This is a genomic window from Terriglobales bacterium (genome assembly GCA_035567895.1).
In the GTDB taxonomy this organism is placed as follows: Bacteria; Acidobacteriota; Terriglobia; order Terriglobales; family Acidobacteriaceae; genus Gp1-AA112.
Genome location: DATMPC010000042.1, coordinates 22,147 through 48,320 on the forward strand (window position 1 = coordinate 22,147; position 26,174 = coordinate 48,320).

Annotated in this window: 18 protein-coding genes; 3 read left to right on the plus strand and 15 right to left on the minus strand. The window is 54.5% G+C overall.

All coding sequences use genetic code 11. The annotated features are described in order from the left end of the window. Positions 1 to 3 precede the first annotated feature (3 nt). From VNX88_09020 to VNX88_09055, 8 genes are all read right to left on the minus strand, one after another. A complete protein-coding gene (locus VNX88_09020; GenBank protein HWY68793.1) occupies positions 4 to 273 on the minus strand; it encodes a YtcA family lipoprotein in 270 nt (89 codons plus the stop codon). Beyond that, entirely contained in the window at positions 270 to 1,820 is a 1,551-nt protein-coding gene (locus VNX88_09025; GenBank protein HWY68794.1) for a TolC family protein, read from the minus strand. Before VNX88_09025 ends, VNX88_09020 begins: the two co-directional genes overlap by 4 nt. Positions 1,821 to 1,936: 116 nt before the next feature. Next, entirely contained in the window at positions 1,937 to 3,994 is a 2,058-nt protein-coding gene (locus VNX88_09030; protein ID HWY68795.1) for an FAD-dependent oxidoreductase, read from the minus strand. Beyond that, positions 3,991 to 5,415 (minus strand): class II fumarate hydratase, encoded by a 1,425-nt coding sequence (gene fumC, locus VNX88_09035; GenBank protein ID HWY68796.1) that lies wholly within the window; start codon positions 5,413 to 5,415, stop codon positions 3,991 to 3,993. Before fumC ends, VNX88_09030 begins: the two co-directional genes overlap by 4 nt. A gap of 32 nt (positions 5,416 to 5,447) precedes the next feature. Further along, the gene (locus VNX88_09040) at positions 5,448 to 7,007 is read right to left on the minus strand and encodes a DASS family sodium-coupled anion symporter (protein ID HWY68797.1); all 1,560 of its coding nucleotides are present in this window, start codon (positions 7,005 to 7,007) and stop codon (positions 5,448 to 5,450) included. A gap of 42 nt (positions 7,008 to 7,049) precedes the next feature. Continuing rightward, on the minus strand, positions 7,050 to 8,486 hold the full coding sequence (locus VNX88_09045) for an alginate export family protein (GenBank protein ID HWY68798.1): 1,437 nt from the start codon (positions 8,484 to 8,486) through the stop codon (positions 7,050 to 7,052). A 13-nt stretch (positions 8,487 to 8,499) separates the two neighbouring features. After that, entirely contained in the window at positions 8,500 to 10,191 is a 1,692-nt protein-coding gene (locus VNX88_09050; protein ID HWY68799.1) for an NAD-dependent malic enzyme, read from the minus strand. Between the two features lie 75 nt (positions 10,192 to 10,266). Further along, positions 10,267 to 10,773 (minus strand): DM13 domain-containing protein, encoded by a 507-nt coding sequence (locus VNX88_09055; GenBank protein ID HWY68800.1) that lies wholly within the window; start codon positions 10,771 to 10,773, stop codon positions 10,267 to 10,269. Between the two features lie 545 nt (positions 10,774 to 11,318). Here VNX88_09055 and VNX88_09060 point away from each other — a divergent pair. Next, complete coding sequence (locus VNX88_09060) at positions 11,319 to 13,394, plus strand: heavy metal translocating P-type ATPase (protein ID HWY68801.1); 2,076 nt, start codon at positions 11,319 to 11,321, stop codon at positions 13,392 to 13,394. A 109-nt stretch (positions 13,395 to 13,503) separates the two neighbouring features. On the opposite strand, the gene poxB is transcribed toward VNX88_09060, so the two are convergent. Together poxB and VNX88_09070 are read right to left on the minus strand one after the other, a co-directional pair. Continuing rightward, positions 13,504 to 15,228 carry a ubiquinone-dependent pyruvate dehydrogenase gene (gene poxB / locus VNX88_09065; GenBank protein HWY68802.1) on the minus strand — a complete coding sequence of 575 codons (1,725 nt, stop codon included), beginning with the start codon at positions 15,226 to 15,228 and terminating at the stop codon, positions 13,504 to 13,506. A 40-nt stretch (positions 15,229 to 15,268) separates the two neighbouring features. Then, positions 15,269 to 15,769: a DUF417 family protein gene (locus VNX88_09070; protein ID HWY68803.1), complete on the minus strand. Its 501-nt coding sequence runs from the start codon at positions 15,767 to 15,769 to the stop codon at positions 15,269 to 15,271. A gap of 462 nt (positions 15,770 to 16,231) precedes the next feature. On the opposite strand from VNX88_09070, the gene VNX88_09075 reads away from it, so the two are divergent. After that, positions 16,232 to 16,930, plus strand: coding sequence for a sigma-70 family RNA polymerase sigma factor (locus VNX88_09075; GenBank protein HWY68804.1), 699 nt, complete (start codon positions 16,232 to 16,234; stop codon positions 16,928 to 16,930). 201 nt (positions 16,931 to 17,131) lie between these two features. Here VNX88_09075 and VNX88_09080 read toward each other — a convergent pair whose 3' ends face one another. Together VNX88_09080 and VNX88_09085 are read right to left on the minus strand one after the other, a co-directional pair. Beyond that, complete coding sequence (locus tag VNX88_09080) at positions 17,132 to 17,764, minus strand: hypothetical protein (GenBank protein ID HWY68805.1); 633 nt, start codon at positions 17,762 to 17,764, stop codon at positions 17,132 to 17,134. A gap of 182 nt (positions 17,765 to 17,946) precedes the next feature. Further along, positions 17,947 to 19,080, minus strand: a complete 1,134-nt coding sequence (locus tag VNX88_09085; GenBank protein HWY68806.1) for an AAA family ATPase — start codon at positions 19,078 to 19,080, stop codon at positions 17,947 to 17,949. A gap of 1,028 nt (positions 19,081 to 20,108) precedes the next feature. Here VNX88_09085 and VNX88_09090 point away from each other — a divergent pair. Beyond that, a complete protein-coding gene (locus tag VNX88_09090; GenBank protein HWY68807.1) occupies positions 20,109 to 20,705 on the plus strand; it encodes a Spy/CpxP family protein refolding chaperone in 597 nt (198 codons plus the stop codon). Positions 20,706 to 21,240: 535 nt separating this feature from the next. On the opposite strand, the gene VNX88_09095 is transcribed toward VNX88_09090, so the two are convergent. From VNX88_09095 to VNX88_09105, 3 genes are all read right to left on the minus strand, one after another. Continuing rightward, a complete protein-coding gene (locus VNX88_09095; protein ID HWY68808.1) occupies positions 21,241 to 21,498 on the minus strand; it encodes a hypothetical protein in 258 nt (85 codons plus the stop codon). 156 nt (positions 21,499 to 21,654) lie between these two features. Continuing rightward, a complete protein-coding gene (gene argH, locus VNX88_09100; protein HWY68809.1) occupies positions 21,655 to 23,163 on the minus strand; it encodes an argininosuccinate lyase in 1,509 nt (502 codons plus the stop codon). A gap of 57 nt (positions 23,164 to 23,220) precedes the next feature. Then, entirely contained in the window at positions 23,221 to 26,172 is a 2,952-nt protein-coding gene (locus VNX88_09105; GenBank protein HWY68810.1) for a TonB-dependent receptor, read from the minus strand. Between the last annotated feature and the right edge of the window lie 2 nt (positions 26,173 to 26,174).

The following is a 26,174-nucleotide window of genomic DNA, read 5'->3' on the forward strand; positions in this document are numbered from 1 at the left end:
TCACTAGCGAAGAAAAATCAGCCAGAGCGCGAACGTGTAGAACGCGGCAAGACTCGCATAGGCCAATACCGGAAACGCTAGTGTCAGTCGGAACTGCCGCAGGGCCAATTGAGTCAGCGCTGTGAAGACGATGGCCACAATGAGACAGACGAGCCATGCCGGAAAAAACGATCCCACAATCTCGAACGATGGCGCTCGTGTACAGCCGGTAAGCAGCAGCGCTGCGATTAACGACGCAGGCCGCGTAAACTCGCGATATCTCTTGGGATTCATGGCGCCAGCTTCTTTGACGAGGGTTGAATTGAATCTGCAGTCTGGAACGCGAGATCAGCCAGCGACGCCAGTACTTGCGTGCGTGCCCTGACATCGGTCGAACGAGCTTGCGCAAGCGTTCGTTGGGCGGCGGTCACATCCAATAGATTGCGCAGACCGTAGTTGTACGATTCGAGTGCAGCGGCATAAGACTGGGTGGCCGCTTCGAGCAGCGCGTTGGCCGCCTGTCGTTGCCGAAATGCGGTATTCAGGTTCGAGTAAGCTGTCCAGACCTGATCGGCCAGCTGATCGCGCACGGAATTTACTTGTGCTTCGGTTGCGTGAAGATCAGCTTTTGCCTGAACCAGCCGGTTTTTTCTTGCACCACCATCGAAGACTGTCCAATTCAGATTCATTTCCAATCCGCCATTCAAACCAGCCGTGTGCCCCCAAGGAAATGTCTGCTGTAGTCCATAGAGTGATTGCGCGGTGGGGCCGCCGCTGAAAGAAAGCGACGGATAAAATGCCGAGCGGGCCTCTTTAACGGTTGCCTTAGCCGCTCGGAGTTGGGCTACTTGTTCGAGGAGATCGGGGCGATGAACAAGAGCGCGATCAATGGCCTGTTCGACGGTGTCACTAATTGATTCTGGAATTCTCAGCTCTGCGAGTGGCTCCACGCGAACGGCGGTCGTTGGCGACGCTCCGAGAGCAGTTGCCAAGTTACCTCTCGCAATCTCTTCCTGCCCCAACACCGCTTGTAGCTCAAAGTCCGCTTGGGCCGTTGCGCTTTTGGCTTCGAGCACATCCGGCAGAGTCGCCAGCCCGTTCTTCAAACGTTCTTCGGCCGCCTGTTGCACGGTTTTCGCGTTGGACAGACTGCTGCCGGCCGCGTCCTCCTGTCCTATTGTGGTTAAGAGCTGATAGTAGGCTTCCTCGACGGCATAGATGACGTGACGGTGAGTGTCATTAAAGGCGAAGTTGGTGGCAAGTGCCTTCGCGCTAGCTGCGTCTATTCGTCCGGAGCGTCCACCAAAGTCAAAGATGAGGTAGTTGAGATCGAGTGCAACATCAAAGTCCCCAGTCGTCTTGCGAGAGAATCTGGTGCCAAAATAATCTTGTGCGCGATTGACTTGAGAGAGGGCCGCAGCCGCGAGCGTCGGATAGAGTTCGGCGCGCGCAACCCTCAAAGCCGCTGCCCGAGAGAGAGCGCGTTGCCAGGCGACACGAGTGTCCGGGTTGTGCATCTCTGCCAAGTCGATCAGATCGGCTAGCGAGTAGGTTTTCGTAAGGTCCAGGTTGAACCTGCTATCGGAAAACTGTTTCGCATCTTCCTCGATTTTTCGCTCCTCGGGCGTATGCCACGAATGATCCGGCGAGATAGGCGCAGTCTGGGCAACAGCGGAACTCGCGTTTTGCACAGTTATCAGCAACATTGTTCGCAGCAAAACCGAACGCAGGTTCGAAAGCCTCAACTTCACTTTGAAGCGCTCACGAGTGAGCTGCACTAATTGAGACGAGAGCAAGACGAATCGCACAGCAGTATCGATATGGGAAATGAGCGCGAGCATCGGCACGACCGCAACCTCTCAGACTCACATCAATGCGCTGAGAGATCCCGAACCCAGCAGACCAGCTCACATTAGCAACGCGAAAATTGAGCGAGTTCATTTACGAATACCGTGCCCTAGGCCTCTCGGAGTGTTGCCGAGGATTGACTTGGGATGCGGCGAGCCAATGCCAAGCCAAACCAAGCGCCCAACACGCCGACTGCGATTCCGACCAGAGTGTCTAGGAAACGCAGAATGGGTTGTTTCCATGCGTGCTCGGGGCTGATGCCGGCAACGACCATCACAACCGTAGTCGTAATGCTTGCGGTGATGATGTCTTCGGATCGTCCGATCACTTCAAGAACGATCGATCCAATGGCAATCAGCAGGACAAGGCCCCAGAGTCGAAATGGGAATGCCAGAAGGTAAATGAGGCAGAGTACAAAACTCAATGACGTTGCCAAGGTCCTGGAGCGGGCTGCATGGATGCTTTCTTCGTAGCAAGAGCGGAAGACAAAGATCGTAGCGATGACAGCCCACATTCCTCCAAGCAGTTCATCGTGCCGTGGCACAAAACGCGAGAAAGCGAGCACATCCGTGATTATCTTGTAGCTAAGAAAGCAGCAAATTGCGAGCAGAACGCTGTGAGTGACCGCCCAGCTCCTATGGGAAAAGTCACGCTGCGCCGGGTTGTTATTCTGTTTTGCTTTTCCTGACATCGCATTGAGAACTGCCATATGAGGACTCCAGACATTGCAAAAGAATCTTTGGCGAAATGAGCACGTCATCCATAGCCCTAGTCTCTGTTCCAGATGTACTCGCTCCAGCTCTGACTTCCGCGCCGACGTTGCCGTTGGCTTAACCTTCAGCGTTGGCGCACTACGGGAGCGTGAAAGCTCTCTGTCGAGGTTGAAATCCGTAGGTACGACGCCGGTGATCAACCGGGCACCGCGATTGAACGTCAGATCCTGCATGGCCCACTGAACGAAGACCAGAAGACGATTCTGAAATGTGACGTTATATATAAGGTGGACGAACGCCCAGACCAACCACGCTAGCAGCCCCGAAAGGTGAAGACCGAAAACGTCGGCCACTGCGGCGGCGCGGCCAATCACTGCCAGCGTTCCTTTGTCGAAATAACGAAAAGGAGGAAGCTCCGGCTGACCTTTGACTTTTCTCAAGATTGTTTCTGCTGCGTAGGTCCCGCCCTGCATGGCCACCTGGGCCAATCCAGGCAGTGGATTTCCATTCGCGTCGGTAGCCGAGGCCAGATCGCCGATGACGTAGATGTCTGAGTACTTGGGAACAGTCAGATCGGGTCTTACTTTGACTCTCCCTCCCTTGTCGGTTTCAGCTTTTGTGCGGCTCGCCAGGATCTTTCCCAACGGTGAGGCCGTGATGCCGCCAGCCCAGATCACCGTTTTCGCCGCGATCGAATTAGTCCTCCCCTCAGAGTCGAAGGTCAAACCCTCCCTATCCACGTGCCTGACCATCGCGCCGCAGCGCACTTTGACACCGAGCCGTGCAAGGGAACGGGCTGCTTTTTCCGACAGGTCATCCGGAAATGGCATCAATACACGAGGTGAGCCGTCAAGCAGAATAATCCGCGATTCCAAAGGGTTTATAGATCGGAAGTCGTTCTTGAGAGTCTGGCGGGCGATCTCGGCAATCGCGCCGGAGAGTTCCACGCCAGTTGGACCGGCACCCACGATGACGAAGGTGAGCCATGCTCGGCGCTGTACCGGCTCGGGAATGCGCTCAGCAACTTCAAATGCATAAAGAATCTTATGTCGAATAGCCGTCGCTTCTTCGATGCTCTTTAGGCCAGGCGCCCACTCTTGCCACTCGTCGTGTCCGTAATAGGATGTCTCCGATCCGGCTGCAACGATCAACGAATCGTAAGGGACAATGGCCCCATCGGCCAATAAGACGCGCTTTAAATCGGGATTTATATCTTCAACTGTGCCAAGCCACACGCGCGTATTCTTCTGGCGGCTTAGTACTCCCCGCATTGGAGCGGCGATCTCTCCCGGTGAAAGCGATCCGGTGGCAACTTGGTAGAGGAGCGGTTGGAAAAGATGATAGTTACGCCGGTCGATAAGCGTTACATCCACCAAGTCACTCTTCAGGTTTTGTGCGGCGGATAGGCCACCAAATCCGCCGCCAACGATCACTACCCTCCAAGGTTCAATCATCGCTGCACTCCGAGAGGATGGGTCATGTCTTGTGGGCGCACCCACTCCTGAAATTGCTCAGCAGTGACGAAGCCCAGCTTCAGGGCAGCCTCACGCAAGCTGATGTCTTCGTGATACGCGGTCAGCGATATCTTTGCTGCCTTCTCATATCCAATATGCGGATTAAGGGCTGTTACCAGCATCAGAGAGTTGTCGAGATGTTCGTTAATGCGTTTGTCGTTCGACTCGATGCCGATGGCGCAGCGATCGCAGAATGACCGCGAGGCGTCGGCGAGGAGTTCGATTGACGTTAGAACGTTGTGCAGCATGACGGGCTTATACACATTAAGTTGGAAGTTCCCCTGCGAACCTGCAAACGCCACAGCATGGTCGTTCCCAAACACCTGAACTGCAACCATTGTGAGCGCCTCACACTGAGTGGGATTGATCTTTCCCGGCATGATAGAGGAGCCCGGTTCGTTTTCGGGAATCTTAAGTTCACCGATTCCGGCACGCGGACCGCAGGCATACCAGCGAACATCGTTGCCGATTTTCATCAGCGCTCCAGCTAGCGTGCGCAGAGCCCCGCTGACGCTCACCATGCCATCGTGTGCCGAGAGCGCCGCGAACTTGTTGGGAGCCGAGAAGAAAGGCTGATGTGTTTCTTCGGCGATTTGATGGGCGGCTAGTTCACCGAAACGAGGATCCGCATTGAGCCCGGTGCCAACCGCCGTACCTCCGATTGCCAGCGCGTATATCCCCGGAAGCGCCTGGCGAATGGCGTCGAGTGCCTGGTCGAGCTGCGCTGCCCAGCCAGAGATGACTTGTCCGAGCGTAAGCGGTGTAGCGTCCTGAAGGTGGGTCCGCCCGACCATCACAACGTCGCGATACTGTTTCGACTTGTTATCGAGTACCTCGCGCAAGCCGCTGACAACAGGAAATAGCTGATGCTCGATTGCCTCCACGGCCGCGATGTGCATCGCTGTGGGAAAAGTATCATTCGACGATTGACTGTGATTTACATCGTCATTGGGATGGATTGGTTTCTTTGACCCAACTACACCACCAGCAAGCTGGATTGCGCGATTGGCGATTACCTCATTGGCATTCATGTTGGTCTGCGTGCCGGAGCCGGTCTGAAAAACGACTAAGGGGAACTCATCATCCCATCGGCCTTCGATCACTTCCTGGGCGGCACGAACGATCAGGTCCACTTTTTCCTTCGGAAGTTGCCCCAAATCTCCGTTGGCTAGAGCCGCGCATTTCTTGAGAATTCCAAGTGCTCGAATGACCGGACGGCCCCAGCGAAAACGTTCGACACCAATTGGAAAATTCACGTGCGAGCGCTGGGTCTGCGCGCCCCATAGATGCTCGGCCGGAACCTGGACATCTCCTAGAGCGTCCTCTTCAATACGAAGCTGGTCAGCTGTTGTGACACTCATGTTTTCAGGTCTCCTTAAAACTGGTCTAAAACTCACTTGCTCCAGAGCAGGGTTCCCCAAGGCACAGCGATGCCAAGGAACAGTATGAGAAAGAGGGTTCCGAAAATTGTTCCGAGACGCCAATAGTCCTTAGCCGGTAGGTAACCACTATTTGCATAAATCGGGCTCGCAGCATCGGCGAAGGGAGTAATGACACCCATGATTCCTAACTCCATGCACAACAGCAGCGCGAATTCCTTTACGGGAATTCCCGGAATTGCAGCCCCTGTCAGCAAGATGACTGGTAGCAGCGCGCTCGTGTACGCATCCACGCTGGCAAACGCATAATGCGCGACGAAAAACAAGGCGAGGAGAAGGATCATTGCGAGGTGGGGCGACAATCCTCGTATATGTCCCGCTATCCCGTCAGCAAACCACTTCACAAAGCCGACATGGTTGAGGCCATCGCTGAGGGTAATCAGCGCTCCGAGCCAGGCGAATGTGCTCCATGCGCGCTTGTGCTCTGCGATGTCGTTCCAGGTCAGCACGCCTGTAAGCAACATGACCGAGACAGCAATAAATGCCACCGTGGCCGCACTTACGTAGACGCGTCCTGCAACCCAGAGCACAAGCGAGAGGACGACAACTCCTGCCAGGATCACTTCTCCTCGCTTCAGCGGTCCAATCTTCTTAAGTTGGTCAGCAGCCCACTTCGGAACCTCACTGTTCTGCTTTATCTCCGGGGGATACAGCCAGTAGGTCAGAAGAGGGATGAGGAGCAGGAGCGGAACCATTACAGGTGCGGCAGTGATAAACCAGTCAGTCCAGATCAACTCTACGTGTGCCAGCTTGTCGGCGAATGCGGCAGCCAGCAAGTTAAAGGAGGCTGCAGTGAGAAACAGCGAACTGGTTACGCATGTGGTCATGATTGCAACCCACATAAGATAGGAGCCAACCCTGCGCGAACTTGAGTCGTTCGGCTTCGAGCCGTAGTCCAAGGCCAGGTCGTTCGCGATCGGGTAAATGATCCCTCCGCTGCGTGCGGTGGGAGATGGGATGAACGGCGCCAGGATCGTGTCCGCCAAGGTGATGCCATAACCAAGCAAAAGGGTGTTCTTGCCCATGCGCTTGATAATGATGAGCGCAAGCCGGTGACCAAGTCCCGTTTTGGAATATCCTAAAGCCAGTATGAAAGCTCCGAATATGAGCCATACTGTCGAATTGCTATAACCTGAGAGCGCCCAGGCGAGAGCTGCAGGGGCCGGACGGAAGCCCGGCTCAGCTAATTGTTGTGGGCTAAACAGCACAAAACGTGCGAGTACTGTGACTAATGTGATCCCAATCACCGCGATGGCAGCGCCGGGCAATGGCTCGAGAATGAGGCCCGCGATTACCCCGACAAACATCGCGAAGAAATACCAGCCCTGCGGAGCCAAACCCGAAGGCACCGGCACTAAAGCTAGGATCACCGTAATTGCCACAGGCGCGATCGCCTTCCACACAGCGGCCGCGGAGTTTGCTTCAGGGCGTCTGCCCGGTGCCGCCACCATTTCATTGGATGGGATTGCCTGATTAGCGCCGGCGAGAATCGTGGTTGAAACGTCTGTTCCCATTATGGTTCTGTCTCCAATAAGTCGGGCTTGATACCTTGCTGCTCAATATCTGATGTCCAGCCATGCAGTCCAGTAATTGACGTTGCGACCTGCTGTGGACTGTCTTATGAACTCGCCTGGAAAGAAGTGCGCGTACTCCGTGAACCAGGTCAAGTTGCGAGTCATTTGCCACCGCAGCTGCGTGGAGGCCTGCGAAGCGACGAATCTGGCGTTGCTTTTCAGTCCAGAAACAAGGACAGCATTGCCGACGCTGTATAAACCGTCGCTCGTGCTTTCACGCCAGAAAAAGGCTGGATTGAACGTCAACGAAACGGACTTGGTCAGCTCAAGCGCGGCGGACGGTTGCAGCGCCACTAGGTTGCGTCTGGCGAACAATTCCGCATAGCTGAAATAAGGACCTTTCTCGTATATCGAATTAAATGTGCTAAGAGTGTGACTCAAAGGATTGTGATCGCCGCTAAAGGCGACGGCTCGAAGCCCAAACCTCGGTTTCAGACGAGTCGACTCGATACGATATCCGTGCTCGGTCGAAACCGCCCACGCGCGGATGGCGTCGGAACAAAAGCTGCCGAACTGGAAAGTAAACTCGTCGTTGTAATCCCAGTGCTGGTTTTTTCCCCAGAGGCGAGTGCCAACAGTCTGCCTTTGTTCTCGTCCCGTTCCTTTACCGTCATACGGCACACTCTGGTTATCCAGCCCCATGTAGTAGAAGTCGGCATTTCCGTGGGGCAGAACTCTAAATGGATGGGTTCCATAGACACTCCAAAAAGCTTGGCCGTGATTTGGTGGATCGTCGAAGTAGCCCGTATTTTCCATAGTTGGCCTGAGGGCAAGTACATCGAAAGTCCAGCCTTGCTTCACCCAGGTCAGACGGACGCCATCGAGGCTGCGCCGGATGTTGCGCCCGTCACGAGTGGAAACCAGATTTTCTGATCCGAGCGCAAGCTCTTGTCTTCCAGCTCGTAACGTTAGGCTGTCACTGCCGGACTTCCAAAGACCAAGATCGAAGAAACCTTGATGGACGTACATCTTTTCTTCGTCGAGTCCCGCTCGTGGCCCTCCGTTCCTGCCGTCTACGAGACTGCTTGCCAGTTCGCCGAAAAAACGGAAGCGGTCCCCGAGGTGAAGATCCGTGTGAAAGAAGTACCGCTGCATGAGGTACGCATTGCCGGCAGGCTTGTCGGACCAATTTGGGTTGCTGACATATTCGCCGCGCTCCCGAATCCAGAAACCGAAGGAGGCATAATAGTTCTCATTATTCTGACCCAGCGGGATGTACTGCATCGAATCGATAAAGCCGATTCGACATTCAGGGTCAGAGAGATACTGATAATCCTCGTCGTAAGTCATTTGTGGAAGCTTCGAGGATGGACTGGGACAAACCGACCCAGAGTCCTGCGTTGTTTGTCCCCAGCCGCTGACAGAGATAAAAGCGAGTGCGAACAGGATAAGCGCCGAAGTTTCTAAGCAACGTTTCACAAAAGATCTCCGCTCACTCGAAGTAAATTGGATACGCGGGGCTCCACTGCGTCTTCTCGACACGCCGACGCAGTTCGTCCGCGCTCATTTTTGGAGCTACGCCATTCTTCTGGGCCTCGATAGCGACCGCGAATGCAATTTCGGCTGCTACTCGCCTGATGTCCGGCAATGGAGGAAGTAAGGAGGCAGCGGGATCTCTGAGCGCAGGCGAATTCGCGCCGAGTGCCCGAGCTGCCGCCAGCATCATTGGCTCTGTAACGCGGCGCGCACCAGACGCAGTCACTGCAAGTCCCATCGCGGGAAAAATGTAAACGTTATTGCATTGAGCGATCGGAATCTTGCGGCCTTTATAACTCACAGGGGCAAAAGGAGAGCCTGATGCTACAAGCGCACGCCCCTCGGTCCAGTGAATCAGATCCTCAGCTTTCGCTTCCGATCTAGAGGTCGGATTCGACAGTGGGAAGATGATTGGACGCTCCGTCTTGCGCGCCATCTCGCGAACAACTGGTTCCGAAAAAGCGCCGCCAACAGTTGAGAGACCGATAAGGACTGTTGCGTTGATTTGTCCAATTACATCGGCTAGCCCAATATGGCCGTTGGAAGTTCGAGGCCACGCGGCAATGCGACTCTCGGGCTGGGCATAAACAGCTTGTTCACCGGTCAAGTCTTTGCGCCCTGAATGCATGAGGCCGTCCCTATCAATGACCCAGAAGTGGGCACGTGCCTCCTGCTCAGAGACTCCTTCTCCCTTCATAGCCTCGCGCAAGCCATCGGCAACACCGATACCCGCTGAACCTGCGCCGAGCATCACGATCTGTTGGTCCTTCAAACTCTTACCGTTCGCTTTGACTGCGCCCAAAACCGCACCGAGCGTTACTGCCGACGTACCTTGGATGTCGTCGTTGAAGGTCAACAATTGATCGCGATAGCGATTCAGAATGGGCCGGGCATGCGGAGTCGCGAAGTCCTCCCATTGCAGGCATGTGTTTGGAAACTCCTGCTTCACCGCCTGAACGAATTGATCTATGAAGTCGTAGTAAGCTTCGCCGGTAATCCGCTCATGACGCCAGCCCAGGTACTCAGGATCCTTGCATCGCTCCGCGTTGTTCGTTCCCACATCCAATACGATCGGCAGCGTTCGCTCCGGACGAATACCTCCAATGAGCGTGTACAGGGAAAGCTTGCCGATAGGGATTCCGAGCCCGCCCGCGCCTTGATCGCCGATTCCGAGAATGCGCTCGCCGTCCGTGACGACGATCACGTCGACTTCCTTATTGGGCCGATGCCGCAACAACTGTGGAATTGAATTGCGGAGTGGATAAGAGACGAACAGTCCACGAGGTCTGCGATAGATGTGGCTGAATTGTTCACATGCCAGCGCCACCGTTGGCGTGTAAACGAGGGGCATCATCTCTTCAATGTGGTCAAGAAGAAGTCGGTAAAAGAGGACCTCATTCGTGTCCTGTAGAGCGCGCAGATAGATATGTCGCTCTAGGTCGTCATCTTTTTTCTGGAATGCCTCGTACGCGCGCACCACTTGCTCGTCAAGTGTTTCCACATGTGGCGGAAGAAGCCCGTGCAGGCCAAATTCTGCCCGCTCCTCCTCAGTGAAAGCGGTGCCCTTGTTCAGACCTTGCCGATTGAGGAGATCCATGCCGCGAGGCATATCCGAAACTGTGGACCTAGTTGATATCGCTGTAACCATCTGCGTATTTCCCTTCTACTTGCAAGTTTGAGCAGTTTGAAATTGACTTACCGAAGCTCGGAAACGGCGTAGGTCCTACTCGTGAGAGGAGGACGACGATCGTGCCTGATTAGGCATTAATGGAGCAGTTCCGAAATTGACACTGAACCGTTCACACCAAACCGAAACCGCACGATATTGCGATAAGTCCACATCGGGACCGAAGCTGTAGTTCTGGTCACCGATGTTTCCTTTCATAGGTCCAAGATCGATAAAACGAGCACTCCGCACACTGCTGCTGTCCGTGGCGTCGTCAGCCCCCAGCAGGTATATGTGGACGTTAGGCCCATTTGACGTTCGGAAGTTTGTGAAGCGGAGCATGCGGCTGCCATCGCTCATCTGGTAGATCGTTGCGGTACCTTCAGTCGGGTGCACAACACTATGGAATCTTCCGGATAGAAGTGTCTGACTGAATGCACCTCCGCTTTGAGGAAATTGTTCGTTGACATTGCGATTGATAAAGAGCCGCTCGGGACGAAATGCATACCAGGCGATGAGCAGCGCGGCGACGAGTACAGGAATTGCGATTTTCCGCTTCTTCAATCCCAAGCTCCTAAAACTGAAATGATGGCCTTGTTGGCCAATCCGAGAACTGCACAGTTCATTCCGATTCGGGACCGGCGTATGTTCGGATCGCAGACTAAGTATTTGAAGATTGACCGCATGCCATATCTAACTAAGGCACGTCTTTGGCCAAACCGCGAGCGCCGGAGAATCTCATCCTCGGGCAGTTTTTATTGCTAGGGGCAAGTCTTTGGCCCACGGATCGCGTCTTTGTGACAACGCGGAGACTTTGCGTGAGAACGTCGAGACTTCTGCGCGACACACATGGTGCGCGACTTATCAATCCAGTAGTTCCGTTCAGATTGCCGAAGGATCACCCAAAATGGGTATTGAAGCCGCTCTGAAAATGTTTAAGCGCGATCTGTGCTCTTCAATTACTTACACTGATGCTGACACGCCTGGTTATGGATATTCGAATGCACATCTCTAGTAGTCCACTGAAACGATTATGCCTCTTGGAAAGATGGTTTATGCAGATAAAAGGCGACGAGCGTGATAGCCACTGTCGGAGTCAAGATTCTGTTGTGACAGTGAAAGCCTCCAAGCTGATTCGAGCCGAATATCCAGGTGGCGAAATCCCACCTGCACACCCGTCCGGAATGCACGCCCAACACGGCGGACCTGCACAACATCAGGAACACGCCGGTCACAGCGTCGCCATGTTCAGACACAAGTTTTGGCTCTCACTCGTGCTCACGATGCCTTCGCTTGTGTGGGGACAGATGCTGCCTCGGGCATTCAGGTACACGGCTCCACATTTTCCCGGCGCGATGTGGATTCCGCCTGTGTTTGGCACAGCGGTTTTCGTCTGGGGCGGCTGGGTATTCATGAAAGGAGCAATACACGAACTCCGCATCCGGATGCCTGGAATGATGACGCTCATAGCGCTGGCCATTTCTGTCTCTTTTGTCTTCAGCGCCGCTGTGACGCTCGGCTATCCAGGAATGCCGCTATGGGAAGAGCTGTCAACGTTAGTGACCATCATGCTTCTCGGCCACTGGATACAAATGCGCTCCATTTCGCAAGCGCAGGGCGCCATCAAGGAATTGGCGGAGCTTCTGCCTGACATCGCGGTGCGGCTAGTGGCCGAGCACATCGAAGAGGTGCCAATTTCGAGATTGCGTCCGGGAGACATCGTTCTCGTTCGTCCGGGCGCAAAGATTTCCGCAGACGGGATTGTGCGCCAAGGCCAGAGCGCCGTAAATGAAGCAGTGATCAGTGGCGAGTCCCGCCCTGTCCATAAAGCAGTAGGAGTTAAGGTTACAGCTGGTACGGTGAATGGCTCGGGCTCTCTGCATGTCGAAGTCACCGCAACAGGTGAGCGCACATTCCTTGCTGGCATCATGAGGTTGGTTGCACAAGCTCAGTCATCGCGCTCCCGAGCACAGGCATTGGCAGATCGCGCCGCGTTCATTCTTACACTTGTCGCGTTGGGTGCTGGGGTCTTGACTTTTATCGTATGGCTCTCACTCGGCGCAGATGTTGCAATTGCGATCGACCGACTTGTAACAGTGCTTGTTATTGCCTGCCCTCACGCGCTCGGATTGGCCATCCCTTTGGTCATAGCTATCTCGACCACGCTTGCAGCTCACAGTGGTCTCTTGGTTCGTGATCGCCGTGGTCTCGAAGAGGCGCGGACCATCGATGCCGTAGTTTTCGACAAAACCGGCACACTGACTAGAGGCGAGTTTGGTGTCGTGAACATAGTAACTACGGACAAGCTTGGCACTGACGAGGCGCTTAGCCTTGCTGCTGCCATCGAACACGACTCGGAGCACACGATCGCAAGAGGCATCATCAGAAGTGCAGAAGAGCGCAAGCTGACCATTCCAAGAGCACAATCTTTTGAAGCCATTCCTGGAAAAGGCGTGAAAGCACGCGTGGATGGGCACGAACTTTATGTTGGCGGTCCGGCACTGCTACAGACGTTGAGGATAACGGCCTCTGAAGCTTTAGCTCGAGCAGCGCAAGAGGCGAGCAGTCGTGCACAGTCGGCGATTTACCTTACCGAGCGCAACGCCGTGCTGGCCGTCTTCGCCGTCGCTGATGTCGTTCGACCTGAAGCGAGCGAAGCAGTAAGACTTCTGCATCAGCGCGGCATCGAAGTTGTCATGATGACAGGCGATGTGGGAGCCGTAGCCGATTCCGTCGCCGCTGAGCTTGGTATTGATCTCGTTTTTGCGGGGTTGTTGCCAGAACAGAAGTCAGCCAAAATCGAGGAGTTGAAGCGCTCGAATAAGCGCGTGGCGATGGTCGGTGACGGCGTGAACGACGCACCGGCACTGGTCACCGCTGACGTGGGAATTGCAATAGGAGCGGGTACCGACGTCGCCGTTGAAGCGGGCGACATCGTACTTGTGCGTAGCGATCCTCGCGACGTGCCGCGACTTATCGATCTGTCAAAGGCCAGCTATCGAAAGATGGTCCAGAACCTGGGATGGGCGACCGGATACAACGTTGTCGCGATTCCGCTCGCTGCCGGCGTTTTGGCGCGCTGGGGCGTGGTGCTTTCGCCCGCAGTTGGTGCTGCATTGATGTCCGTGAGCACGGTTATTGTTGCTATTAACGCACAATTGCTACGGCAAGTGCGGTTGTACTGACGCCATTCCAAGGATTACAAATTCTCGAAGTAGTGTGTTAGAGCCACTTCGGAGTCGGCGGTTGATCAGGATACGCAAGTGTCAGCGTGTTGAGCACTGTGAAATTGATCTAGCGAAGAAGATTGACCCGAGCGAGATCAACAATCTCGTTACCGCGTCCGTTGAGAACCGCTCTGAGCATGAACAGGCTGAAACCCTTGGCCTGTTCCAACGAGATTGTCGGCGGTATCGAGAGCTCCTGACGCGACACCAGTACCTCAACGAACGCGGGGCCGTCATACTTGAGAGCCTTCTCGATCGCGGGTTCTACCTCATCCGGTGTTTCCGCCTTAAAGGCGACTAGTCCAGCTCCCTCTGCAATCTTTGTAAAGTCAGGATTGTAGAGGTCTGTTCCAAAATCGAGAATGCCGGCCGCTTTCATTTCCAACTCAACAAACGCGAGGGAATTGTTCCTGAAAACGACAATTTTTACCGGTAATTCATGCTGCCTTAGTGTGAGGAGATCGCCCATCAGCATGGCAAAGCCACCATCGCCGGACATCGAGATCACCTGCCGACTGGGATAGCTCACCTGAGCGCCGATGGCCTGAGGCAGTGCATTGGCCATCGATCCATGTGTGAACGAACCCAGGATCCGGCGCTTGCCATTCATGGTGAGATACCGCGCCGCCCAAATGGTCGGAGTTCCTACGTCACAAGTGAAGACCGCATCATCGGCCGCAAGACGATCGAGAACGCGTGCGACATATTGAGGATGGATGGGCTTCTTGTTCGAGTCGGCCGTCGCCAGGTCATCCAGTCCCTTGCGGGCTTTTTGATAGTGCTCAAGCGATTCCTTCAGATGTCGCTCGTCCTGGTTTTGCTCCAACTTTGGCAATAGAGCGCGAAGTGTGCTCTTTGTGTCTCCTACAAAAGCGAAATCGACTTTGCTACGGCGTCCAATCTGCTCGCCGCGAAGATCGATCTGCACTACAGTTGCCTTTTCGGGAAAGAACTGGCGATAAGGGAAGTCAGTTCCGATCATCAGCAAAACATCGCAGTTCATCATTGCCTGATAACCGGACGAAAACCCGAGCAGACCGGTCATGCCCACATCGAATGGGTTGTCGTATTCGATAAACTCCTTGCCGCGCATTGCGTGGACAATAGGAGCCTGTAGCTTGCCCGCGAGTTCAATCAACTCGTCGTGAGCGCCCGCGCAACCTGCGCCGCCGAGGATAGTTATCTTTTGTGATTGATTCAGAAGATCCGCGAGAATGGCGATTTCTTCATTCGGCGGGCAGACTATAGGTTTGGGCTCGGAAAAACGCAGCCGTGGCGTTTGCTCGACAGCATCTCGCAAGGCTATGTCACCGGGCAGCGCAACCACTGCAACGCCACGTCGTGAAACAGCTGACTGCATTGCAATCTCGAGCACGCGAGGCATTTGCTCGGGCTGAGAAATGAGTTCGCAGTAGTGACTGCATTGTGCAAACAGATGCTCCGGATGCGTCTCCTGGAAGTATCCACTTCCCAACTCGGCACTAGGAATGTGTGCTGCGATCGCGAGCACAGGAACGCGGCTGCGGTGGCAATCGTAGAGACCGTTGATCAAGTGGAGATTGCCAGGGCCGGCGCTCCCGGCGCAGACTGCGAGTGTCCCGGTGAGATGCGCCTCAGCTCCGGCAGCAAAGGCTGCAGTTTCTTCATGTCTCACATGAACCCACTGAATGTCTTTTCGTTTGCGGATTGCGTCGATGACACCGTTGAGAGAGTCGCCCGAAACGCCGTAGATCCTCCGAACTCCTGCGTCGGCGAGAACATCTACCAGAACATCAGCTACTCTTTTACCCATACTGATTCGCTCCTTGTGTCCGTTTGCCTCATCGTAGATCTCACGAGGTCAGGGCTTCACCCAGGGACCAAACAGCGGCGCCGAGTGAAATGACATCCTTTAGCAAGAACTGTCCGGGCATTGCGGAAAGTGCTGGAAAGCCACCGAGACTCGGTTCCCACCCTGGCGTTGAAAACAGGAACGAAAGGGTAGTTAGGAACATCAGCACTGCCAGAGCGCTGCCAATAACGCATGCCTTGCGCGACCAAGGTCGGAGCGCAATCAAGATCGCGATAGCGACTTCGACAACTCCTAGTCCATCAGAAAACTGTCGCACCGTTGATATTCGGTACGTCCAGCTCAGGAATGGACTGTGTGCTACTAACGGCTGAATGCCGCTCGCCTCGTACCCCGTGAACTTCATAAATCCAATCCAGCCGATGACGAGCGCCAACCCGTAACGAATTAATTGATGACCAATTGAAGTGATCGTTGAACCGATTTGCTCTGTCCCAGCAACATTCTTTGCTGCTGAATAGGTCATCGTTGTTGAATGCGCCATTGTTCCGCTTCTCCTATCTATCTCCAATTGATCGGAGACATGCAGTTTGCGCCAACGTCCTTGCGATTAGCTGCGCCTCCGAAGGTCTGCATTGCACGAATGGGGCCAACAGCAAATCCGGTTTTCCGTTATTTCAAGATGTGTGAGGCAGAAAGGCTTATGCCAGCCGAAGCCATGTATCAACTCCCGAACCGGTGTCCCGCAAACGTCTTCACGTCGCCAGAGCGACACCACCAATCGACTTAACAACCAAAACGTGTTGATTGCCTGCCCTTCGTCAGCGAAGTTGCAGCAGTGCTTTTAGCATTAGATCGCGCATGACTTTCGTGAAATGCAAGTACGAATCGAGCAGCGCACCCGTCAGATTTTCCCCGGATTGAGCAATGGAAGTCGGGATGCTTATGAATCGTGCAGAACACAGCATTCAATTCTGTGTTCTGCAGAGGCTACCGCAAAATGGAAATGGATGCGAACCAAATCGCGACACAATCGGCTACGGACATCGATCTCGTGCATTCCGCCAAACAGGGGGAAGTTGCAGCATTTGAAGAATTGATGAAACGCCACATGAAACGGGTTTTCGCGATCGCGTATCACATGACTCGTTCGCGTGAGGATGCGGAAGACATAACTCAGGAGACGTTCCTCAAAGCGTGCTGCCATCTCAAAGACTTTCACGAGAAGGCGCAGTTCACTACCTGGGTGACACGAATTGCGGTAAACACCGCCTTGACCAAGGTTCGTCAGTCGAGCTTGGTCCAGATCGGCTCGAAGGGAGAGCCATTCTGGGAGCCCACCGGGACAGCCGAAGAAGTTGTGGATTGGAGCGCAAGCCCGGAAGGGATCTACAGTCGCTCGCAACTCCGTGAGCGCCTGAGAAGCGCCTTGGAAGGATTGCCGCTAATTTACAGTACGGTTTTCGTTTTACGAGATGTGTACGGGTTTTCTATTATGGAAACCGCGACTGCGTTGCAATTGAGCGTTCCCACGATCAAAACTCGGTTGCTGCGCGCGCGTTTGCAGCTTCGCGAAAGCTTGAGCGGGAGTTTTTATTCCCACGTGGATAGACGCCGAGCACGTACGATCGAACCTGGTCGTTCGTGTTCGGCGCTTCATTCGGTAAAGAGCCGAAAAACGCTACAAAAGACAGTGCTCACATAAGCGAAGTTGCAGCCGGGAAACGGTGACGCACATAGAGTGTCCCGTTCCGGTAATCCTAAGCAAATACTCATCAGACGCTCACTCTAGCATTAACGGTGTACGACACGCTCACGCCATTCCAGAGCGCGGTTGCCCAAGGCGACCTTTGCCAACAGGTTACCGCTTGTGCTGTCGGATTGATTCGGCGCGTTGGAATCTAAATCAGCGACCAGTGATCCGGATCAACATTTCCAGACCACTCGTGAGTGTGATCTTCTGACGTCCATGGAACGCGGTGGTGCCCAAACCTCCCGCGCCACCAACGATGGAGCCGATTCCAGCTCCCTTGCCGCCGCCGAAGATTCCACCCAGCAAAGCGCCAGCTCCTGCTCCGATGGCGCTGTGCACAACGGCGTTCCTGCCTCTCCCACCTGATTCGATCGCGCCTTCTACATCCACCTTCTCGCCTGATGGCGCATGGTAAAGCTGGATAATCTCGGCGTGAATCGGAGCACGACGTCCGTCCGGCATGACGATCCGGTCAAATCTAAGCATCATGCTGGTATGGCCTTTGAGTCTACCTGACATGTCGATGGAAGCGATGTGTCCGTACACCCGTGCATTCCGGTATTCCCCTTTATCGACCACGGTTGCACTGAATGGGTCTCCGATTTGAGAGTCAACGCTGGTCAATGTGTCGTCTAATCGAATTCGCAGAGCAATATCCGTTGGAACGCTGAGTATTTCGTCAGCTGCAAGCGCTTGCGAACAGAAAATTGCGATTAGCGCCATTAGCAAACCTGCAGCTATTGCCGGCTTAGAAATTGGGAACTTCTTTAGTTGTTGGACAGACATTTTCTTCTTCCTTCTAATTGATTTTGAAATGCATCCCTAGATCAGCTGCTCCCAAAAGGGATGTTCCCAGAACAAAGGGGAGTTAACTTATGCCACGCAGAGAAGATGATCATGACGAATCGGATCGGCGTCTGCAGCCTTTTTGAATCGGCGTGATCCAAGTAAACCGCGACGACAACGGACTACCGTAGGCCAACGAAAGTTGCTGAGGAGGCGCTTGCCATTGCTGCGCTGCCCTGCAACCCTCTCGCATCCTGACTGAAGTCCCGGAATCGGCTTACTGCTGCGTCGGCCTCCTTAATGAAAATCACCCGGCCTTCGGGGTCGAGATCGATGCGGACGAAGTCGCCAAACTGCAACTGGGAAGTTGCCAGCAGGCTCGCCAGTGGAGACACAAGATTCTTCTCTATCGCTCGTTTCAGATGACGAGCCCCATACTTTGCGTCCGTGCCTTCTTCCAACAGAAAGTTCCTGACGCTTTCTGAACAACCAAAGAGAAATTTCTTCGAGCCCGACGATGCGAGAATGCGCTTCTGCACCATCTCCAACTCGAGATCTAGGATCCGCTGCAAGTGAGCCGCACGCAATGTCTTGAAAACCACAACCTTATCAATGCGATTCATGAACTCCGGTGTGAACTTGCGCCGTGCCGCTTCCACCGCCGTACGATCGATCTTCTCGTCAAAGTCATCATTAAGGAGTTCTGCTTTCGGCGAAAATCCGAAGCGGCCGTTTGCCAGGTTCGACATCTCGGCCGCCCCGAGGTTGGACGTCATAATAATGATGCACTGCGAAAGATCTACGCGACGGTTATCGCCCAGAGTGAGTGTGCCCTTGTCCAAAATGCCAAGCAGTAGCTGCCACAACGCATCGGAAGCCTTTTCAATCTCGTCAAACAGCAGGATGGAAAGCTTCAGCTTCTCGGTATGCCACTGATCAATAGCCTGCTGCGTCAATACCGGATGAGTCTCACGATGCCCCAAGTATCCCGGAGGAGAGCCAATCAGCTTGGCGATTTCGTGGGAATGCTGAAACTCCGCACAGTCGATCTTGATGCAGGCACGAGGATCGCCAAATAGTGCCTGCGCCATCGTCTCCACCACTCGCGTCTTTCCCGAACCGGTCGGCCCAAGGAACAGCAGATTACCTATCGGACGTCCCGGCGGATTGAGGCCCGCCAAAAACGTTTGATAGATATTTGCCAGCTCTTCGACAGCCTGTTCCTGGCCAACAATATTTCTTCGCAGAGCATCCGCGAACACAGTCGTCTCACCGTTGCGACGGTTAGGATCCAGAACGATGGTTTGGCTTTTCATACGACGCTTACCTCTACACGGAGCAACTAAGCAGTTCGCATGCCAGACCGTCGAACTCTGTGGAAATCGCGAGGAGTACTCGCGATTGACCGTATCAGCAACATTTCAACAGCATAAGAGGTCAACGAGTGTGACTTCGTCTCTTATAAGTCGGCTACCGATCTGCCTCAACGATTCCTTCAGCAAATTAGGAATATCGGCATTACACACTCGGTCATGTCGTTATTGGGACACCGAATGATGGACTCTCTGTCGATATAGCATCAGACAGTCCATTGAACACGTACTTCGAATCGCACAAGTCGGGGTTGCCGTCCTAGCGCGTTCGCTCCTGCTCCTTCTGCTCAGGATCCGGTCGCTTCTTCGATGTCATGATCATTGCGATAGCGTACTGAAGAAAAGATGTTTAGCCGTTTTAAGAAAAGCGCTTCATTCTTTCAGGCATCATCGCTCAATGTTCGTGACACGTTCTTCACCTTATCCTGCAGAACTTACGTTCATAACGCTTTGGCAGACCAATTGCCATACGTAGATCAGAATGAAACCAGCAGCTCACAACATCTCTCAGTCATCAGCGGCTCCTATCCAGCCACTCCTCAGTAACTTCCGTTTCGGGGCAAGAATCTGTTTTTGCAAACAGACTCTTGCCTCTCGCCTCATCAAAGTGGACTGGCTGGTGCTTCGGCACTTCGAGACCGCAGAGAAGAAATCAGATGAGGCCGTTTAACAACATGCCATTCCAGCTCCGGGATGCACGGTTCTTCACTCACTTACATCGCGACGTGCAAACCCAGATGCAAAAAGGGACCTTCTTGAAAACAAAACTGATCGCCATCCTCCTTTGGACAACACTTACGATTTCTCAATTATCGTTTGCGGAGGTGCCGCGGAAAGGAGAGAACGTTCCGGCGTCGCAACTAGCAGCGACATCTGACGCAAACACATCCGAATCGCTCGCAGCTGTACTGTCTATTCCGTCCTCAACTCCACGTGGTCCTAAAGACCTGCTTCAAGACTACGAAGCAGGAATGTTAGCCGTTGCCCAGGAGTTTTCTGGAAAGCTTGTTGCTATTGCCGGAGCTGTCCAGCGCGGCGAGCTTAGTAGAGAGCAAGGAGAGGAAATCAGTGGAGAGCAATATCAGCTGGCTGAGATGCAGTTTGGTCTATTGAGCACCTTACGAGAAATGTTAGCTCAAGATCTTGCGCGAACGGCCGCAGCACCGCCCGCTGTCGCAAAAGAAACCGAGGGAAACGAAGCTGTTCTGGTAGAGGTCCCATTGTCACCTCTGCAGCTCAACACCGAGGTAATTCGGTATTTGGACCTAACTCCAGCGCAGGTCACGTCTATACAGGAGCTAGTGTCGGAGGAACGCCGTACTCTCGAGCCGTTAATGGCTCAACTGCAACTGACAAATGAACAACTGGTCGCCATTACTGGTCAAGACCAGACGAAGAACGAGAAACAGGTCAAGAGCTTAGCCAATGTGCAGGCACGCAATCTGACGAACCTGATTGTTGCGAATTCGCGGCTGCGCGCAAAGATTTATCAACTCCTCAACCCACAGCAACGACGGAGACTTGATGAGTTTCGGAAGTCGCCAGAGGCTCTGGCAGCTAACAACTAATGGTGACTAGAAAAAATTCATTTCATCCCAACTTCTCGCCGAGCCAATTGGATCTCGTTCAGAAACGGCTAGTTCGCTGCCAAATCTCTACTGTTATTGGACCACCTGACAACCGTTACCTTCTTTTATCGCCGTTAGATGAGGTGGACCCTCAGCAACGCGAAAAGCCTTCCCATGTCGACGCGGCGGCTTTCAAGACTGCCCTTCTTTAGGCCGATTCGGGCAATCTGCTGCTTGAGGGATTTCCGCCCGATCCTAGATTTCCACCATTATTTCTTCTTCGCTGCACCCGCTGAAGCGGCGGCGTGCTTTGATTTCACCTTCGCCCATCTTCTACGCTGTGCTGCGGCTATTCTGGCACGCGCCTCAGGGCTCATATGTCGCCGTCCTTTTCGAGCAACAACCGATATAACTCGGCGGGCCCCGACGGCAGAGGGTCGCGAACTGCTTTGAAGAACTGCAATCGCGCGTTCGAGGTCTACACACAACTCCCACCTCTCGCGATTTTCCGCGCTGATCTTTCCCGGTCAAGTGCTCATACGTTAGGCGTTTCCCTGCAATCTGTAAGCGTGCCACCATCTTCGTCGTCGGGATGGCCAGTGATCTCAATCAGGCTGGCGCGCGTCTGCAGCTTGCGAAGGCTCTGGCGCAACGCTGCCGCTCCCCGATCGATCGCCAACGGCACTAGGTCTAAGTTTGGGGCTGGTGCGAAGTCAACCGACTGGTGGGCGAAAACTCCGCCGGACAGAATTGCCGACAAGGCAAGGATTGAAAGCTGGCGAAGATATTTCATAAAACTTCCTCAGATCTTGATGTCCCTAGCCACCCATATATAAGGAGAGAAGCCGCCGCGTTGACATTGCCGAAACTGCCCGATGATCAGCGAAGACAAATACGAGTGCGAGCTTCCGGTCGCTTTGGTTGGCGATTCTTGCAGATCGAATTAGCTTCACTTGGAAAGGATGATTGCTTTTGCGCTCTCGATTCGCTTCGGGTACTCGCTTTGCTTGTGTTTCTTCAGCGATATCCAGGAGTTCATGGTTTCTTGCTCCCTGCGCATTACAAGAATCTGGGCGCTCAATGTCTCCTGAGCTGGACCACCCGGAATGGTCCTGATCGCGACAAAGTGTTCCGGATCGAGAGCTTGGCGAAGGAGGTTTGCGCCGGTGCGAAGCGGCCGCCCGATGATCTCCCCTGCAAGGTCCTGGACGGCAGCTACCATCGCTTCGGTCTCGTACTCGCCCAGCTTTTGCACTGCGGCATGTACTAGGCGATGCGCGAGCCGAAAGCTCAGTCCTTCGCTGCGCACTAACGTATCGGCAAGCTCCGTCACTGTGAGGAAGCCACTCCGGGCACGGCGCGCCATCTGCTCTTTATTCACCTGACAGCCCCGCATTACCCCCGCAAACAACTTCAACGCCCGGGTGGCGTCTTCGAACACCGAAAAGACTAGCGGCTGGAGATCGTCCTCGCTGTCCACGATGTCGCCAAAGGGCGTGTTGTGCGCGCAGGTCAATACCCCCTGCGCGTGGGCGAAGGCTTTACTCGCCAGAATTCTGGTGTGCTCAAGCGACACAGGGTTCCGCTTCTGCGGCATGATGCTGGAGGTCTGTACCAACGAATCGTTCAGGCGCAGAAAATTGAATTCAGCGGTGCACCATTGCAGGCAATCCTGCACCAGTTTGCCTAGGTTGATCATACAGATCGCAACCGCGGAAGCCGCTTCGGTTACGTAATCAATCGCGGCGATCGCACCGTAGGAATTGATCTGCAGGCCTTCGAAACCCAGAAGCTCTGCGGTGCAGTTGCGGTCGATAGGGAAACCGGTAGTGGTAATGGCACAGGCCCCGAGCGGATTGCGGTTGACCGTTGTCCAGGCAGAACACAGGCGATCAAAATCACGGCCCAGGAACTCGGCCGCCGCCGCCAGATAGTGGGCGAAGGTCGTCGGCTGCGCGGGCTGGGTATGCGTGTACCCCGGCATCAGCGTAGTGATGTTGGCTTCCGCCAAGCGCAACAAGGCGTCCCGCGCGTCGGCAACGCAAGTAGCACAGCCAAGCACTTCGTTGCGAACGCACATACGATAGAGAGTGAGATCGATATCGTTGCGGCTGCGCGCGGTGTGCATTCTGCCAGCGACGTCGACCCCTATGTCCGCGGCAAGCAGGTCTTCGATATAGAAGAAGAGGTCCTCGCACGTGCCGTCGTAAGTCGCGGACCTGATCTTCTCAAGGTCAAGACGATCCAGAGCGCTCAGGCAGGCTTGCGCATCCTCGCGAGAGAGGATGTGCTGACGCTCGAGCATGATCGTATGGGCATAGTGAATCTGCAGCAGACTGGCCAAGAAATAGCGCTTCGCATCTTCGAAGTTGGCCGCCAACACGGTTTCGCGATACACCGGAGCGGGAAACTTCTCCGTGGCTGCAGCCTCGTCGAGGCGAGTCGAATTGGAAGTCACGAGCCTCTCATTCATGGAAAGCGGCGGATACCCATCTCGCTGGTCTCTCCATTTGCGTTAGAAGCGGGCCACCAAGCCGAGTTGGACGATTCTGCCTTCGAGCACGGTACTGGATTTCGGGAAGCCGGATGGCAAGGGAATGACCGCGCCCGTCGAGCTAACCGGCAGACCGGTTGTCGCCGTCGGGAATCCCACGGAATCCAGACCGCCGATCGCTATCGAGCTGTTCAAGCTGGTCACGTTGGGGTGGTTAAAGAGGTTGTTTGCCTCAAGGAAGAACTGCGGCTCCAGCCGCTCCCAAAGTCTGGCGATGGTACGCGTATAGCGAAGATCTACTTGGTAGACTGATGGTCCTCGCACTGAATTGCGCCCAATAAATAGAGGCCGCGTGACTGCGGAAGTCTTCTGGTCGCCGTTGATCTGAGACTTGCCGGTAATGTTCTGCTGGTCTCCCGAGGAAAGATTGGTGAGAAGCGAAAACATGTTGTGGTTCAAGATACCTCGCAACACCGCGTTTCCGCTATTTACTCTGGGCTCAATGATCGAGCTCATGGTGAACGAGTTGGGGCGGTTCACCAAGCTGTTCCCGCGATCGCGCAGGCGGTTGCTTGGGTCCTCGATCGGCAGATTTTGTTCGAAGCTGTTCACATCGGGCGCGTCGCTAATGGTATGCGACCAGGTATAAGCCGCACTCACCTGCACTCCCGCAGAGAGCCTGTGCGTGTAGTTGATGAGACCGGCGTCATAGACGGAACGCGCTCCCGACTGCTGCAGCAGAATATTGTTGAACTGAGGAAATAGCCTCGTGCTGGCATTCACATTCTTGCTGTAGACCGGCCGTCCATCGGGAAGAGCAGCGATCGGATTAATAAGGTTTATGTTGCTCAGGAACTCGAGGTTCCTGGCTCCCGTATGAATGTAGCCGAGTGTAATGCTGTCGTTGCTGCTGAGTTCGCGAGACAGCTGCAGGCTGGTGTTGATGGTATAGGCATTGCGGAAGTTGGGGTCTACCGAGGTCACATCATTTGGGGTTCCCGTTGGTGCCACCGAAGTGAGGATGGTTGGATACGCCGGAGCACCGGAAGAGGTCGGTCCCAAGGATACTGACGAGAGATTCCCATTATTCAGCAGAGTGTTAAACCAGGTGTTGGTTGCCGGCGATTCGTAAAAGATTCCGCCGGAGCCGCGAACGATCGTCTTCGGCGTCAGCCGGTAAGCAAATCCTACTCTCGGCGCAAAATTTGCGCCGGGAGAATTAAAGTTCCGGGAATCGACGAAGGGAGCGTTCGGATCGGAGGGCGGGGGCACGAACTTGTCATAGCGGAGCCCGTAAACCAGCGTCAACTTCGGCGTGAACTGCCAGTTGTCCTGCCCGTACAAACTGAAAAAGACCGAATGATAGGACGGGACAGTGCCCCCGTTGCTCACGTTAACGGTTGAATAGGACCGCGGATTGGCGCCGGACTTTGCACTCTGATAAGCGGCGATACTGGGAAATATGTACTGCGTGAAGGAATCGGCTTTCTGCAGATCGACGTTCTCCTGCCATGATCCTCCCCACTTGTAGGAATGTTTTCCGTGAATCCAAGTCAGATTTTCGTTGAGGTTGGGGATCTTCTCGGTGAACTGATCGCCCGCAGCGGTGGTTCCATTAAAATTTGCAGTCCCTTGAATTTGCACCGCTGGTCCGGGAGCGGTCAGGGTGCCAGGAAAATGGCTGTTGCTGCGCAGCGGCCAGGAAAAGCGGAACTCATTCAGCAGACTCGGCGTAAGTGCGCTCACGACTTGCATACCAATCACGTGGGCTTTGTCCTTGAAATCGGAACTGGAATCGAGGGCAAACAGCCCGCCCACGTTGGTGTTGAACGGAAATGAATTCCTGAAATAGTTGTAGCGCACGAATGCAGAGTGCTTATTGTTAATCACCCAATCCACGCGCGTGTCCACAAACTGACCGTGCAACGTGCCGGGACCGGTTGCGAGCAGCGTCGGGTCGATCCCAATCGCTGCCGCGTTCGCGGCAGTGATCGTCACCGGCGATGGCTGGCCGCGCTCCAGATGCTCGTACGCTCCAAACCAGAACAGCTTGTCCTTGATCACCCGCCCCCCGGCATTAGTGGAGTAGTCGTTCAATTTCAACTCCGGTTTCGGCGCCGTCGGCGATAGCAGGATGGGGCGGGCGCTCGCGTCTACCCAACGGTGAATGTACTCGAACATCCCGTGGATGTCGTTGGTCCCGGAGTTGGTGATTACGTTGAAGATGTTTCCCGAGGTCATGCCGAATTCGGGTGCGTAACTGTTGGATACCGTCTGCACTTCACGCACGTAGGTATCGGAGATAGGGAAGAGGCGAAGACCGTGGCGGTCTTGCTGGCTATCGACCATTCCGTCCATCTGGTAGTTGATTCGGTCCAGCAGGCCGTTGGTGTTAATCGTTCTGGGAATTCCCAGTTCGGGATTTGGATGGCCGCTCACGCCCGGTTGAAACAAAATAAAGTTGTATGGATTGCGCGATGTCAGCGGAAGGTTCTCAATTTCCTTGGTATCGATCGTTCTCCCCACATTGACGCGTGTCGGTTCAATTAGCGGTGCGCCACCGGATACTTCTACAGTGGTCGAAACGCTTGCAAGCGGCATGTGCGCATCGATCACTGCTTCCTTGCCGGCTTCCAGCAAGACTTTTGAGGCGCGCACGTTGGCGAAGCCGTCCTTGGTAACGATTACGTCATACGTGCCTAATGGAAGGTTGGGAAAAACGTAGTATCCGTCGGAACCTGTCTGCGTGGTTCGGGAGAGGCCAGTGGCGGAGTTGTGAATCGCAACCGTGGCGCCTTCGATCGAGGCATCGGAGGCATCCGATACCCGTCCGCGCACCGTACCGTTGATCGCATCCGACTGTGCGAAGGCTTGGGTGACCCAAATCGCACTAACCATGGCGAGAACCATTGCAAATACAAACAACCGAGTTCCCCGAAGTGTCCCCTCGCGTTGCCACTTAGACGTTTTCATTC